The sequence below is a fragment of the Vibrio sp. 1288 genome, from assembly GCF_033344475.1.
The window spans coordinates 1-15,665 of record NZ_JAWPOX010000048.1 but is presented as its reverse complement, the minus strand read 5'-3'; the positions used below and the strand labels follow the sequence as shown (position 1 = coordinate 15,665).

9 protein-coding genes are annotated in these 15,665 nt (G+C 47.6%); 2 read left to right on the top strand and 7 right to left on the bottom strand.

Annotated features, from left to right (window positions below; all coding sequences use genetic code 11):
- Positions 1-25: 25 nt before the first annotated feature.
- The 7 genes from R8O11_RS22715 to R8O11_RS22685 all read right to left on the bottom strand — a co-directional run bounded on the left by R8O11_RS22715 (position 26) and on the right by R8O11_RS22685 (position 10,226).
- Complete coding sequence (locus R8O11_RS22715; RefSeq protein ID WP_025998663.1) at positions 26-1,075, bottom strand: sensor domain-containing diguanylate cyclase; 1,050 nt, start codon at positions 1,073-1,075, stop codon at positions 26-28.
- A 282-nt stretch (positions 1,076-1,357) separates the two neighbouring features.
- Positions 1,358-2,209, bottom strand: a complete 852-nt coding sequence (blaCARB, locus tag R8O11_RS22710; RefSeq protein ID WP_318194459.1) for a CARB family carbenicillin-hydrolyzing class A beta-lactamase — start codon at positions 2,207-2,209, stop codon at positions 1,358-1,360.
- 326 nt (positions 2,210-2,535) lie between these two features.
- Complete coding sequence (copI, locus tag R8O11_RS22705) at positions 2,536-3,102, bottom strand: copper-resistant cuproprotein CopI (protein ID WP_318194458.1); 567 nt, start codon at positions 3,100-3,102, stop codon at positions 2,536-2,538.
- 76 nt (positions 3,103-3,178) lie between these two features.
- Entirely contained in the window at positions 3,179-6,388 is a 3,210-nt protein-coding gene (locus R8O11_RS22700; protein WP_318194457.1) for an efflux RND transporter permease subunit, read from the bottom strand.
- 2 nt (positions 6,389-6,390) lie between these two features.
- Positions 6,391-8,109 (bottom strand): efflux RND transporter periplasmic adaptor subunit, encoded by a 1,719-nt coding sequence (locus R8O11_RS22695; protein WP_258659253.1) that lies wholly within the window; start codon positions 8,107-8,109, stop codon positions 6,391-6,393.
- Between the two features lie 164 nt (positions 8,110-8,273).
- Positions 8,274-9,665 carry a TolC family protein gene (locus tag R8O11_RS22690; protein ID WP_258659252.1) on the bottom strand — a complete coding sequence of 464 codons (1,392 nt, stop codon included), beginning with the start codon at positions 9,663-9,665 and terminating at the stop codon, positions 8,274-8,276.
- 135 nt (positions 9,666-9,800) lie between these two features.
- Positions 9,801-10,226, bottom strand: coding sequence for a hypothetical protein (locus R8O11_RS22685; RefSeq protein ID WP_258659251.1), 426 nt, complete (start codon positions 10,224-10,226; stop codon positions 9,801-9,803).
- A 315-nt stretch (positions 10,227-10,541) separates the two neighbouring features.
- On the opposite strand from R8O11_RS22685, the gene fdhF reads away from it, so the two are divergent.
- Together fdhF and R8O11_RS22675 are read left to right on the top strand one after the other, a co-directional pair.
- Complete coding sequence (gene fdhF / locus R8O11_RS22680) at positions 10,542-14,780, top strand: formate dehydrogenase subunit alpha (protein ID WP_318194456.1); 4,239 nt, start codon at positions 10,542-10,544, stop codon at positions 14,778-14,780.
- A gap of 363 nt (positions 14,781-15,143) precedes the next feature.
- On the top strand, positions 15,144-15,515 hold the full coding sequence (locus R8O11_RS22675) for a hypothetical protein (RefSeq protein WP_005375433.1): 372 nt from the start codon (positions 15,144-15,146) through the stop codon (positions 15,513-15,515).
- Positions 15,516-15,665 lie beyond the last annotated feature (150 nt).

Genomic DNA, 15,665 nt, shown 5'->3' with positions numbered 1-15,665 from the left:
GAGTCGCTACCTTTTTTTATTTTTTCTACCTTTCTTCACCAATATGAAACTCAACGCGATTTCTTCCAGTTTCTTTTGCCTTGTAAAGTGCTAAGTCGGCGCGTTTAACTAATGGTTCAAATGAGTCGTCGAGACGACAGACTTGAGTTACCCCAATACTCGCAGTGAAGCTCATATCACAACCTGAATGTTGAACGGTCGTCGTTTCTAGTGCATTACGAATTGTTTCTAATGTGTCTAGAGCTTGCTGTGATGAGCGACTTCTTAATACGATGGCAAACTCTTCACCGCCAACTCTGGCAAGTAAGTCACAATCAAGTAGATGACTTTTAATAGTATTGACTGCATGGATCAGTGATTTATCGCCTGCGTCATGACCAAATCGGTCATTGAGGCTTTTAAAATTGTCGAGATCTAAAATAGCAACATGGAAGTCAATGCCCAGGGTTCGGTATTCATTTAGGCGGCTTTCGATTTGTCGCATGAACTCTCTGCGGTTTGGAATACCTGTTAGATCATCCGTCGTGGCGAGGTGTTCCATTTTCATAATCTGTATATGAAGGGCAATGTTTAAAGCAATCCAATTAGCGATGCACTGAAGCTGTGCCGCTTGTTCGTTTGTGTAAATGTGCGTTTGATGATGCGCAACATTAAGCGTTCCTAGGCAGACTTTACCGTGCATTAAAGGCGCGTCCATACACGTACCCATACCATTGGATGCGAGCATCACACAATCGATCTCATCAGATTGCGTAACATCGTCGCAGATCATCAGTTGTTGCTTTTTGAACACTCGGCCAACAAACGCTTGATGAATGGGCACTAAAAATTCAGCGGGAATCGCTTTACTACCAGAGAAAGAGTAGACCTTTAAATGATCATTGTTTTCATAAAGTGTGATACTCGCACGGTCAGAATTAAATATACGATTTATCCATTCTGCCACCGTATCAAGTACTTGCTGTAGTGTTTCCGATTGAGCTAAAAAGTGAACAAACCCTATCGGCATACATATCGGACTTTCCATGTTTTGCATCGATAAGTCATCAGGGTTAAAAGTTCTTTCAAGTCTCAATAGACATCTCCTTGGCAATGTTGCAAATACCAACAATAAATTACGTGAAGCTATTTTGTAGAAAATGTGCTTCTTGGTAAGAGTATGGTTTAATTATCGCCGTTTGTGTGCATTTGGTTGCTTAATGTGGGCGTTAACTCACCCTAAATAAGTAAATCTTATACCTATTTATAAGTAAGTCATTACTCAATAAGTGGTGTTTTTAAGATGGAAGTACAGAATGAGCCCTTCTGGAATAGAAGGGCTAGAAAAGGATACAAATAGGGTCAGGTGAGTGGTGACTTAATTGTCTTTGTACTTTTGTAAAATCAACTGACTTATCTGCGCAACGAGTTGGTCCCTAGCTTGAAGTGAGAGCTCGGTTTCTGTGACATAAATACTAATGTAAACAGGTCGATGATTTTCCTTCCATATAATCGCGTTAATGCCACGCGAACCATGACCTCCCGCACCAGAACGGTCTGCAATAGACCAACCTGTTGGTAATACAGAACGCATTAACGAGTCTGAAACTTTGTTGTCCTGCATCCAGATTTTTAATTGTACACGAGACTCATAAGACAACGTTTCGCCTTCGACCAAAGTTCGAAGAGTGTTTAGTATGGCGTTAGGTGTGGTTGTGTCGCGGCTGTCGCCTGGTGTGGCTTCGTTCAAGCGAGGTTCTATTCTGTCTAGGCGCGTTGCTTTATCTCCAATTGTTCGCAGAAACATTGTTACGGCCTTAGGGCCGCCAATTTCATTTAATACTAAGTTGGCTGCGGTATTATCACTCATTAACATAGCGGCTTCACACGCGTGCTCTATGCGTGTGTTTTGGCCTGCGAGCTTATCCATCACTGGAGACCATACAACGATACTGCGCTCATCGACTTTTGCGGTCGCATTTTTACTTAGCTTACCGCTGTCCATATCACTTAGCATTTTGGCACAAGCTAGGGTTTTGAATGTGCTCATGAGTGGGAAGCGTTCATCGCCACGGTAATCCCAACGCTCGTCTGCTTGAGTATCCCAAACTGACACCCCAATTCTGCTTGAGGTTTGTTGCTCGAGGAGAAAAATGTCCTCATTCAATTGGGACGCGTAACTTAGGGTTGAGCAAACCATTAGCCCAGCCAACAAAAATAACTTTTTCATGGATCGTGTTCTTCAATTTTAGTTTTGGTTCGCACCGTAGCGATGTCACGTAAACTATAACGAGCCAATACTCTAAACACTGTTAAATCTATGTCTATTTTATGTAGGATTCTTTGCAATACGCTTAAACGGTCTCAATATGGGGAGAAGAGTGTTGCTATCAAGGCCTGTAGTTTGGCTTATATATTACGTCGGTGATTCGGTCATAAAAATATCTTAGCGTGAGACACTGGCTCAGAATTTCTTATCATGAGCTAACGAATAGTTTGATCCAGAGAAATAAAAGGAGCTGAATCATCAGCTCCTTTGTCTAGTTGGATAATTACTTACAGTTCAATCTTTTTAACCATGCCCGATTCTGCATGGCCCGGAATGTTGCACGCGAACTCAACCTTGTTGTCACCGTGGAAATGCCACAACAACTGCTTCGCTTTACCCGGTTCTACCGTCACAGAGTTGCCCGAGTCGTGCATGTGATCACCGCTCATTGTCTTCATCATTTCGCGATGTTTTAGCTGCTCTTTAGCCGAACCAATCGTAAACTCGTGGTTGATCTTACCTGTGTTCATGACTACAAACTGCACCACATCGTTTGGCTCAATCTTAACGTCTTTCTTGAACTTGATAGTCATGTCATCACCCAAGATAACGTGTACCACCTTGTCTGGTTTTGCCCCTTTTGCTGGCATACCAACTGCCGACATGCCCGGCATATCCATCAGGTTTGAATGGTCCATTTTACTGTGGTCCATCTTCATGTTGCCGTGGTCCATATTTTCATGCTTCATATTGCTATGATCCATGTTCGCGTGGTCCATGTTTGAATGATCCATTTGGGCAAACGCAGTCGTTGTTGTTAGGGCTAGAGTAAGAGTGATTAGTGTCTTTTTCATTTTTATATCCTTGTTTTAATTCATTAATAACTTGGTTGCTTCCCCCCAAACGAATTGATTGAGGGGAAGGTGGGGATTAAGCCTTGTTGCCAGTGCGATCTGTGCTGGCGGCGTTTTCGATTTGGTTGCCAGTTTGCGTGCTTGTTTGGCTCGGAGTTGAGTTGCTTGGGCGCAACTCACGTTGTTTCCACAGCTTGAAGATGGCTGGAAGCACTAACAGCGTCAGCAGCAGTGCTGATGCCATACCGCCAATCATTGGTGCAGCGATACGTTGCATCACTTCTGATCCTGTCCCTTCGCCGTACATGATCGGAATCAGACCAATAATGACCGTCAGTACCGTCATCATTACTGGGCGAACACGCAGGCCTGCACCTTCACGAATGGCATCGGTTAGGTCTTTCGCCTCAAGCTTCTGTTGGCTCTCTTCCGCATCCAGCTTTTTGTAGTGCCATGCTTGGTTGAGGTAGACGAGCATGATGACCCCAATTTCAACCGCGACGCCTGCTAGGGCAATAAAGCCGACCCCAACAGCAATCGAGAAGTTGTAGTTGAGGATATGCATAAGCCACAAACCGCCAACCATAGCGAGTGGTAGGGTAAGCATGATGATCATCACTTCACCTACACGACGGAAGCTGAAGTAAAGCAGCAGCATAATGATGGCGATGGTGATTGGCACCACGACGCTCAAGCGGTCTTTCGCACGCTCCATGTATTCGTATTGACCAGACCAAGCCAGCGAGTAACCCGCAGGAAGCTCCAGTTGATCGGCCACGACTTGCTGTGCTTCCACGACGTAAGAGCCAAGGTCACGCCCATCAATGTCGACAAATACCCAGCCGTTTGGACGCGCATTTTCTGTCTTGATCATCGGAGGGCCGTCTTCGTAACGAATGTCCGCTACATCAGCCAGCGCAATACGGGCGCCATTTGGTGTCACTAACGGCAGGTTTTGCAGTTTTACTACCGAGTCACGGTAGTCTTGTGGGTAACGAACGTTGATTGGGTAACGCTCCAAGCCTTCGATGGTTTCACCCACATTCATGCCACCCACCGCAGTGGAGATCACTTGCTGAACGTCTTTGATGCTCAAGCCGTAACGCGCTGCTGCACGACGTTTAATGTCGATCGTGACATAACGACCACCTGCTACACGTTCTGCGTAAACCGATGCCGTGCCTTGTACGCCATTAAGAATTGGCTCCAGCTGGGAACCGATCTTCTCAATCACTTTCAGATCGGGTCCGGCGATCTTAATGCCGATAGGGGTTTTGATGCCCGTTGCCAGCATGTCGATACGCGTTTTGATCGGCATTACCCAAGCATTAGTAAGACCAGGGAACTGAACCAGTTTGTCGAACTCTTTGCGTAGTGACTCGGTTGTTACGCCTTCACGCCATTGGTAGCGTGGCTTCAACTGAATCACGGTTTCGATCATGGTGAGTGGTGCTGGATCGGTTGCGGTCTCAGCTCGGCCAATCTTGCCCCATACGGTTTTCACTTCTGGAACGGTTTTGATCAGCTTGTTGGTCTGTTGTAGAAGCTCGCGCGCCTTACCAATTGAGATACCCGGATAGGTCGTTGGCATGTACATCAAGTCGCCTTCATCCAGCGGAGGGATGAACTCGCTACCCAGTTTACTGGTTGGGTAGTAAGCCGATGCCATTAGGCCTAATGCGATAACAATCATGGTCTTAGGGTATTTCAAGCTGGTGTTCAACAGCGGACGGTACAACGCGACCAAACCACGGTTAACTGGGTTTTTGTGTTCCGGTAACACCTTACCGCGAATGAAGTAGCCCATAAGTACAGGGACGAGTGTGATTGCCAAACCTGCTGCCGCTGCCATGGCGTAAGTCTTAGTGAACGCAAGCGGCGAGAACATCTTGCCTTCCTGACCTTCTAAGGCGAACACTGGTACGAAGCTAAGAGTAATGATCAGCAACGAGAAGAACAGCGGTGCGCCAACTTCTTCTGCGGCTTTGCCAATTACTTGCCAGCGGTTTTTGTCGGTCAGTGGCGTTCGTTCAATGTGCTTGTGAACGTTTTCAATCATCACGATTGCACCATCCACCATGGCACCGATGGCAATCGCAATACCACCCAAAGACATGATGTTGGCGTTGATGCCTTGCCAATGCATTACGATAAACGCAGTGAGAATACCGACCGGTAGACTCAGAGCGATAACCAATGAAGAACGAATGTGGAATAAGAACAACGCGCACACAATCGCAACGACGATGAACTCTTCTGCAAGCTTCTTCCATAGGTTTTCTACCGCTGAATCGATAAGGGTAGAGCGGTCGTAGGTTGCAACAATTTCCACGCCTTCTGGTAGGCTGCGTTGCAGGTCTGCGAGTTTGTCTTTGACTTTCGCAATCACTTCACTGGCGTTCTCGCCAAAGCGCATTACGATAACGCCACCCACTGCTTCACCTTCGCCATTCAACTCTGAGATACCTCGTCGCATTTGTGGACCAAGGTTAATGTCTGCGATGTCTCCTAATAGCAACGGCGTGCCTTTCTCGGTGACTTTTAGCGGCAGTGATTTTATGTCTTCAATGCTGGTTAGGTAACCCGTGGTACGAACCATGTGCTCGGCTTCGGCCACTTCGATAACGGACGCGCCGGTTTCTTGGTTACCGTTTTGGATTGCCATGTTCACTTGTTGCAGAGTGAGGTTGTAAGCACGAAGCTTGGCAGGGTCAATCTGCACTTGATACTGCTTCACCATACCGCCCACGGTCGCGACTTCAGAAACGCCATCAACGGTTTGCAATTCGTACTTCAAGAACCAGTCTTGCAGGCTGCGAAGATCCGCCAAATCATGCTTGCCGGTTTTGTCTTGTAATACGTAGCTGTAAACCCAGCCCACGCCCGTTGCATCAGGACCTAGGGTTGGTTTTGCGTTCGGTGGTAGCTTTGGTGCTACTTGGCTTAAGTACTCCAACACGCGTGAACGTGCCCAGTACATGTCGGTATCATCGTTGAAAATGATATAAACGTAAGAGTCACCAAAGAAGGAGTAGCCACGAACTGTCTCAGCACCCGGCACGGCAAGCATGGCGGTGGTGAGCGGGTAAGTAACTTGATCTTCGACGACTTGAGGAGCTTGACCCGGATAGCTTGTCTTGATGATCACTTGCACATCAGAAAGATCCGGAATCGCATCAACAGGCGTATTCTTTACACTGTAAAGTCCGCCTAATACAAGGGCTAAGGTCGCGACCAACACTAGGAATCGGTTGCTCAGTGACCAACGAATAATAGCATTGATCATAATTAACCCTCGACGGCTGCTGTTGCAGGAACTAGCTGTTTAAGAACGTAGTCAGATCCTTGTTTTTCAACTAGAAACCGAACTTTCTGTCCTTCTTCAAAACCCGTTAGATCAACGTCTTCACCCACAGAGAAGTTCATCTCACCCGCATCCCAGTTCCATTCTGCAACCGGTAGGTGGTTTAAGGTGATCATGCCAAAATCAGCCATCAGCATTGTGATGTCACCAGTCAGCCAAACTTCTGCGGCAATGACGCTGTTGTCTGCCTTATAGTCAACGATTTGGTACTGACCAGATTCTGTTTTCTGCATTTCAAATTCGATAGCCTGACCTTTTTTCAAGTCACCCATTTCAACGCCATCTGCGAAAGTGAAGTTCATTACCATGCCCGGCCAATCCCATTCTGGTACAGGTTGGTGGTTGATGGTCAGCATGCGGTGATCTTTCATCACATCCGTGATCTCACCTTTGGCCCACGCCGTTTCTGCCGCTGCTTCTACACCATTGATGCGAGACAGATCTGCCGACTGGCTTGATTCAGAGTCGAGCATGAAGTGAGATGACGTAACGATCTTGTCGCCTTGTTTAAGTCCTTGTAATACTTCGATTTGTTCGCCAGCTTCACGGCCAACTTCAATTCGAGCTGAGCGGTATTTGCCTTCGCCCTGAGCCAGAACAACGCGAGTCATACCGCCAGAGCGAATAACAGATGATTTAGGAATCGTTAATACTGCGTCGTCAGTAACAGGCTGCAAGGCAATATTGGCGAACATGTTTGGCTTCAATGCGCCATCTGGGTTAGGGAATTTAAGACGCACACGCAACGTACGTGTTTTCGGATCGAGGATTGGGTACACGTAATCCACGACGCCTTGCCATTCATTGCCCGGAATCGCATCAAGGGTCATCGTGGCTTGAGAACCCGCTTTCATCCAGTGTGCTTGACGCTCAAAGACTTCCGCATCAACCCATACATTGTCCAAAGGACCTGCACTGATCACCGCTTGAGCAGGAGACAAATAGCCACCTTCACGCACGTTTAAGCTCGCGATAACGCCATCAGCAGGCGCTTTGATTTCAATGGTTTGCGATGCTTTACCACTACGAGTAATGGATTTGATTTGAGCGCGGTCAACACCAAGCGTTACCAAGCGTTCGGTCGCGCCTTTTACAAGACCTTTGCGGCCAGTGCGGAACGCATTCAGCAATTCTTCTTGTGCTTTAACCAGTTCTGGAGAGTAAAGCGTGAAAAGCACATCGCCTTTCTTCACTTTCTCGCCCACGGCATTGATGTAGAGTTTTTCTACCCAACCTGCCACACGAACGTTGGTTTGCCATAACAGACTTTCATCAAAGGCAATATAACCAACGGTTTCGATGCGTGGTGATAACTGCTGTAGTGTCGCGTTTGCGGTTTTAACCCCGAGGTTGTTTTCTACTGAAGGGTCAATAGTCACTGTACCAGGTGCGTCTTGTTCGCCGGATAGGTCTTCTGCGTAAACCGGAATCAAATCCATGCCCATTGGGGACTTACCCGGCTTGTCGCGTTTGTAATTTGGATCCATTGGGGCAACCCAGTAAAGCGGATCATTGGAGCTTGCACCAGAATCGCCACCCATCGCACTCATGTCATGAGTTGAGCCCGTAAGAAAATGATTAGCACCAAACCCTAAAGCACCACCAACAATCAGCGCGATGGTTGCAATTTTTAATGTTTTCATTGTTTTACCTTATTTTCCCCTTCACATTTGACGCTACAGCGTTGTTACCTACTCTCGTTCGCCCAAATCACATAGAGGATCCCTTGGTTAATAAGGGAAAGTGCTCATGGGATTCTCTCGTTTGCCGCCTAGCTGTAGCCCCAACTGTCTTGGGGAATCACAAATTAATATGTCGAAATAGAGCGAGCTTCCGGTGAAGCCACTTGATAGTCGAAACCACCGAGTAGGGTGGCTAAATTGCTGTTTGCGATGTTGAGATCGGTCAGCAGACGTTGTTGCTCCAATTGCAGAGCCAACTCGTCAGTCGTGGCAGAAATCACATCGTTAAACTGCGCTGTGTTGTTTTGATAACCTCGCTCAACGGCTTGAATGCGCGCTTTCGCTTGAGGCAATAAGGTGAATTGATAACGTTCTAAACGCTGGGTTAAGTTGCCGCGATCAACCAGCAAAGTGTTCACCTTGGCATTCATCTGCGTTAGTAAGGTGTCCTTTTGTGATTGTGCCGCGCCAACTTGGTATTGAGCGGCCGCGAGATTGCGATCTTGGCGGTCACCCGTAAACAACGGAATGTCCATGGTGAGGTAAGCGCTGACCAAATCTGATGCTGGCTCACCCATCATGTTGTCGGCTTGGCGGTAGGCGTACATTACCTCGACGCCAAACTGCGGGTTGTAGGCTTGCTCAGCAATTTCCACCTGCGTTTTATTGGCAGAAATGCTGACGTCGGCCATCTTAACCATCGGGTGTTGGCTGAGTTGCTGATAATGCTTGGTGGAACCCTGACTGGCAGCAAGTTTGCTGTTCAGTGTGTCCCAATTAAGTTGATTGCTCGCGTGCAGAGCCTCTTCGTTTGCCAACCAGTCTGACCCCAACCATTCGGAGAGTTGAGAGATAAGACGACGTTGCATTTGTGCGTTGGCTTGCAGTTTCTCATCCAACTTACTGACTTGAAGTTGGGCGTTGAGCAGATCTTGCGCTTCACTCTTACCAATCGAATAGTTGGTTTGAATAAAGCTTTCCATCTCCTTCATCAACTTGCGATTCTCAAGCATGATTTGCTCAGCGCGTTGCTGGTAACCAAGCTCTAACCAAAGTTGAGTCATGCTGTTGGCTACCTCAAGCTCACGAGCATGCACTTGAAGCCCAAGGCCATCGGCTTGTTGGTTGGCTTTCTTCTGTTGCAAATCAAGCGTAGAGCCACGCTCAAACTGTTGCATTAAACCAACGGAGATGTTGGTCATTGGGTCTTCATCGAATTTGAAGCTGTCGACAGGCAAGCCACCAAAACCCACTTTCAGTTTTGGGTCCATCAAGGTTGCACTTGCGACGCCCGTTTCACGCATGGCAGCAGATTGCGCTGAGTATTGCTTACGATTGCCATCGTTACTCAAAGCGACGTTGATCAGTTGGGCAAGCTTGGTCGTTGAAGCTCGCTCAGTTGATGCGGAATTTTGCGCTGCGTGCGTCTCTTTACCTGCGGCGTTAACTAAGGTTGGCGCAGCGACCAGAGCCACCATAAAAATAGGTGAAGCTAAGCGGTATGGTTTGATATCCATAATCTAAATCCAGTGTTCGCCGGATCGACGGAGGTGCGGATTTTATTGCGGGAACAGTAAAGCCTTGTTACCTCATCGTTCAGGCGCATTAAAACAACCTGCGATACACGCGCAGGGTCGAATGCTAGGACGAATTTAGGTTATAGGAGGTCGGTACAGGTCGCGGCTGACGTGTACGACTGGGGAAGCAACTTCAGGAGTAATAGTTGCGCGATAGACGACGGGCATCGGGCTATTGACAGGATTCGGTAGGGGGACGAAAACTATCGTACACGCGGCAGTACAGCAGGTATGAACCATGCCAGAGCCTCCTCCACCACAGTTCATGCTGGTTTCTCTTGTATCGCCATCTTCGGACATAGAAGCGTCAGTCATGGAGACGTCCATCATGCCAGGCATACCGCAGTGTTCGCTGTCACTCATCATAGAAGGATGGTGAGCCATGCCAATAGACATCATTTGAATATTCATCAACGGCTCACTGTTCGCCACACTAGATACCAATAGCACTAGCGTCGTGAAGAGAGTTAACCAGATTGTATGCAGCGATTTTAAGTGCATACCCTTTCCCATGTGTTTGATGAAAATGATGAAAACCCTTCGATTCTAAAGGTTAACCTAAGGGTAAGGTCAATCATTTATTACTCTTATTATCAAAATAGTCCAACCCTTCTGTTTTCGCACTTTCGAGGGAGTAAAACGTTTGTTAAACACCGAGTGTTGAAAGTTAGCGAAAGAAGCCCTCGCTTTTTATGACACGTGAAAAATGTGGTTTATAAGTTTTACATCACACTAACTTGTCTTACAAATGATTATCCTTATAGAATGCATGGTTTTACTTGTGCAGATTTGGATTTGCTTTGCTGCGGGGGTTGCATGATAGAAATTGTCATCGATGGAAAATATAGAATTGTAGAAGAGGGTCTAACCCTTTTAGAAGCAGCAAAAGTGTGTGGGGTCGAGATCCCATCGCTGTGCGGAATGAACAAAAGTAATGAAAAAGTACCGTGTGACTTGTGTGTAGTTGAAGTCGAAAGTGGCGGTACTAAGCGTGCGTGTGAACTCGAAGTTTACCGCGGCCTTAATGTGGTCACGCAATCAGAACAACTAAGCGAGCACCGCAGAAAAGCACTTAACCGCATCATGACGGACCATTACGCCGATTGTGAAGCGCCATGTAAAACCGCATGTCCAGCGGGCGTGGATATCCAGTCGTACCTTTATCACATCGCACAGAACGATCATCAAAAAGCGATTGAAGTGATTAAGCGTACGCTGCCTATGCCGTTATCGATTGGCCGCGTATGCCCTGCATTTTGTGAGAGCGAATGTCGCCGTTCGTTAGTCGATGAGCCTATTGCAATTCGTCAGCTAAAACGTCATGCCGCGGATGCGGATTTGTCTGCGCATGAAGCCTACGTACCAGAAAAGAAACCAAGTAAAGGTTTGAACATTGCCGTTGTCGGCAGTGGTCCTGGTGGTCTGACAGCTGGCTACTACCTATCGAATGAAGGCTACGACGTTACGGTCTTTGAATCCATGCCAAAAGCGGGCGGTTGGTTGCGTTATGGCATCCCAGAATACCGTTTACCAAAAGACATTCTCGATAAAGAAATCGAACTGATGTGCCGCAATGGCATGCAAGTTCACACCAATCAAAAGCTGGGTGTGGATTTCACGCTGTCTCAATTGAGTGAAGAATACGACGCGGTGTGTTTGGCTGTCGGTGCGTCTCAAGCGGTCGAAATGCATTACACAGGCAGCGACCTTGAAGGTTGCTACTTAGGCGTTGATTACCTTAAAGATTACGTTACCGAGCAAAACTATGTAACGGGTCAGAAAGTCGCGGTGATCGGTGGTGGTAACACGGCAATTGACTGTGCTCGTACTGCGCGTCGTGCTGGTGCAGACACCACGTTGATTTATCGTCGTACCCGTGACGAAATGCCGGCAGAAGACTACGAGATTGTCGAAGCGGAACACGAAGGGGTGAAATTCCACTTCTTGACCAACCCTGTAGAAAACCTTGCCGATGAAACCGGACGCGTGAATGCGATTCGTCTAGAGCGCATGGCGTTGGGTGAGCCGGATGCATCTGGTCGTCGAAGCCCTAAACCAACCGGCGAGTTCTTTACCGAAGAGTTCGACACCGTGATTGCGGAAGTATCGCAAAAGCCAGATCTGAGCTTCCTAGAGGGCGAAGACTTGTCGATTCCGCTTACGCGCTGGAACACCTCAGATGCAGATGAAAAGACCATGCACACAGGCACGGGCAACATCTTCAGTATTGGTGATTTCCGCCGTGGTCCTGCAACGGCAGTTGAAGCCGTGGGTGATGGCCGCGTTGCGGCAAAAGCGATTGACCTGTTTTTGAATGGCGATATGGCAGATATGCCAAAGGTGGCGTTTAACTCGCGTAAAGAGAAGAAGCTCTCTCAAGTCGATCCGCTTCACTTCGAGAACATCCAAAAAGTCGCTCGCTCTATCATGCCTGAGCTGACTCCAGCACAACGCGAGCAAAGCTTCGCTGAAGTGGAGTTGGGCTTTGATAACGAAGAAGCGATGAAGGAAGCGGCGCGCTGTCTAGAATGTGGCTGTCAGGCAAATACCGATTGTGCGCTGCGTGATTACTCCACCGAATATGAAGCTGAGCAAAGCTTTGACTTCTCCTTGCAGATTAAATCACACCAAGATTGGTTAGATCTTCGTGCGAAAGACTTGCGTCATAAGTACGAAGTTGACCGCAGTTCGGAGTTTATTGAGTTTGATGCCAACCGCTGTATTAGTTGTGGTCAGTGCATCCAAGCGTGCCGCGACAAAGCCGTGCACGGTGTACTGAACTTTGTGTGCGACAAACAAGGTCGCCCTGCATTACGTCCTGACGATCGTCCACACTTTGGAAGTAACAAGAATGGCTTAACCCTAATGGGCGATTCGAACTGCGTGCAATGTGGTGCGTGTGTTCAAGTGTGTCCAACGGGTGCGATGGTCGATAGTCGTGACCGTTCGCAAGGTCGTACTGAAGATCTGAAAGCGGTCGACACCATTTGTACATACTGTGGTGTGGGTTGTAAGTTGACTATGTTCGTGGACGAAGCAACCAATACGATTCGTTACGTGAAAGGCGGTGACTCGCCGGTTAACCAAGGCATGCTGTGTGTGAAAGGGCGCTTTGGTTTTGACTTCATTGGCAGTGAAGAGCGTCTTACCACGCCATTGATTCGTAAAGACGGTTGGTTGCAGCCTGCAAGTTGGGAAGAGGCGATTCAACTGATTGCGAACAAGTTCTCTGGCATCAAGCAAGATTTTGGCAGCAACGCATTGGCGGGTTTCTCTTCAGCGAAAACCACCAACGAAGATAACTACGCGTTCCAAAAATTTGTCCGTCGTGAACTGGGCACCAATAACGTCGATCACTGTGCGCGTTTGTGTCACGCATCGAGTGTAACCGGCCTTGAAGCGTCACTGGGTAGTGGTGCAATGACCAATGACATCCCAAGTATTAAGCACTCGGATGTGATCTTTATTATTGGTTCGGATACCACATCAGCACACCCGATCATCGCTTCACACATCAAACAAGCAATTCGTCACCACGGCGCTCGCTTGATTGTGGCTGACCCGAAACGTGTCGATATGGCAGAGCATGCTGAGCTGTATATGGCGCACCGTCCGGGTACGGATGTGATGCTCCTAAATGGTGTCATGCAGCAGATCATCAAGAACGGTTGGTACGATCAAGAGTACATCGAAGAACGTGTCGACGGCTTTGATACCTTACTGCAAGAAGTGATGTCGCCAGCTTATAACCTCGATAAAGTGGAGTTGGTTACGGGCGTAAAAGCCGAAGACATTCAAGCAATGGCGCGTATGATTGGCACGGCAGATCGTACGGCTGTTTACTATTCGATGGGTATCACTCAGCACACGACAGGTCATGACAACGTGCGTTCTATCGCTAACTTGCAACTGCTGTGTGGCAACATCGGTATTGAAGGTGGTGGTATTAACCCATTGCGTGGTCAATCAAACGTGCAAGGCGCGTGTGATATGGGCGCCTTGCCAAACAGCTTCCCAGGCTATCAAAAGGTATATAACCCAATTGTGCGTCAGAAGTTTGCGATTGAATGGAATGCGCCAAATCTGCCTTCTGAGCAAGGTTTAACCCTGACAGAAATCATTGACGCGGCTTGCCATCGTGACGTTCGTGGTATGTACATCATGGGTGAGAACCCAGTATTGAGTGACCCGAACCAAGCACATGTGATTGAAGGTTTAGAGGCGCTCGATTTCTTGGTGGTTCAAGACATCTTCCTAACGGAAACCGCGCAATACGCGGACGTGGTTCTGCCGTCTTGCTCGTTTGCAGAGAAAGCGGGGCACTTCACCAATACGGAGCGTCGTGTTCAGCGTGTGAATCCGGTTGTCACGGCGCCGGGTGAAGCGAAAGAGGATTGGTGGATTATCCAAGAAATCGCCAATGCCATGGGCAGTGATTGGGATTACCACTGCGTGTCTGATATCACTAATGAAATCGCACGAGTGACACCTCAATACGCGGGTCTTCGTTGGGATGCCATTACGCCAAACGGTGTGCAATGGCCTAGCAACAAGAACAACCCTGCGGGTACTCGCATCATGCACCAAACCCAGTTTACTCGTGGTAAAGGGCAAATGGTGGGTGTACCGTTCCGTTATGCGGCTGAGCTGCCAGATGAAGAGTACCCACTTGTGTTAACGACGGGTCGCGTACTTGAGCAGTTCCATACTGGAACCATGACGCGCAAAACCAAAGGGTTGGATAATCTTGCTGGCCCTCGTGCGATGGTGAGCGTGGAAGACGCAGAGGCACTTGGCATCAGTAATGGTCAGCGTCTGACGGTGTCTACACGTCGCGGCAGCATTGAGATTGATGCCTTTGTGACTAAGCGTATTCAAAAAGGTGTGGTGTTCATTCCATTCCACTTTGTTGAATCGCCGGTGAACCGTTTAACGACAACGGCGACTGACCCGCATGCGAAGATCCCTGAGTTCAAGGTCGCTGCGGTTAAAGTGGAAGTGAGCGAGAAAACAACGCAGACAGAGTCTCTCGAAGATAGTTACCAACACGTTTAAATTCGGTGAGTCGCGTTGTTGTGGTCACTGACAATTTGAGCCTAGTTGATGGGCGGATAATCTAATCTTGATTTCCGCTCTCACTACATTCACTCGGATTGTCTTTTTCTTCAAACTCCTTTTACTTTTCTGTTATCACCGCGCTCCGGTTAGTTTTCCCTTCTTACTTCTTACTGTCTCTATGGCGTATTTTTGTTCAAGCCCATGATGAGAGTGCAATAAAGTTTGTTGTTGAGCTTGTCATAGAATTGACTGTCTCTGACTGTCCTCTGTTATTTGGGCAAGTTCTATAACCTAAACTTTGCTCGCTTCCTATACTGAATTAACGAAGCAAGATTTTTATAACAACAAGAGGAAGCTTGTATGACAAGAACAACCTCATTTGCACTCGTTTTATTACTTATGTGCGCATACTTTGGTTACAACCGTTATTATGTATACCCCCAGCAGTTGGAAACACAGGCGAAGTCCATGCTAATACAAATGGCAAATCGCGAAGAGTGGGTCGATGTGTTTGAGATGATGAATCGCGTAGACGCGCATAAGGGCCATTTGGAACTTGTTGCTGACGTGACATCCTCTGATGGTCAGCGTGCGTACAGTGAAGGTATTATCACGTACACGGATCGCGAAGGCGTTGTCTGTAAACAGGTAGTGTTCAACTTTAAAATAAACTCTTTGAAAAACTACAATATTTCCGATTTACGAGATTGTTCCTACGGTGAGTACTATTAATATTGTCTGAGAGTTGAGCTCGATAGCGCAGTGTATGAATACAGAAACAAAAAATAGCCCTTCGTTGGGGCTATTTTTGTTTTTCAGCCCTAAACCACCTACTTCAGTAGGTGGTTATCATCCGTTTCGGCTTTGCCTGTAAAACTACTC

Excerpts from the sequence above, each read along its gene's own strand:
- blaCARB (WP_318194459.1), bottom strand. The coding sequence starts at position 2,209 with ATGAAAAAGTTATTTTTGTTGGCTGGGCTAATGGTTTGCTCAACCCTA.
- copI (WP_318194458.1), bottom strand. The coding sequence starts at position 3,102 with ATGAAAAAGACACTAATCACTCTTACTCTAGCCCTAACAACAACGACT.
- R8O11_RS22700 (WP_318194457.1), bottom strand. The coding sequence starts at position 6,388 with ATGATCAATGCTATTATTCGTTGGTCACTGAGCAACCGATTCCTAGTG.
- R8O11_RS22695 (WP_258659253.1), bottom strand. The coding sequence starts at position 8,109 with ATGAAAACATTAAAAATTGCAACCATCGCGCTGATTGTTGGTGGTGCT.
- R8O11_RS22690 (WP_258659252.1), bottom strand. The coding sequence starts at position 9,665 with ATGGATATCAAACCATACCGCTTAGCTTCACCTATTTTTATGGTGGCT.
- R8O11_RS22685 (WP_258659251.1), bottom strand. The coding sequence starts at position 10,226 with ATGCACTTAAAATCGCTGCATACAATCTGGTTAACTCTCTTCACGACG.
- fdhF (WP_318194456.1), top strand. The coding sequence starts at position 10,542 with ATGATAGAAATTGTCATCGATGGAAAATATAGAATTGTAGAAGAGGGT.
- R8O11_RS22675 (WP_005375433.1), top strand. The coding sequence starts at position 15,144 with ATGACAAGAACAACCTCATTTGCACTCGTTTTATTACTTATGTGCGCA.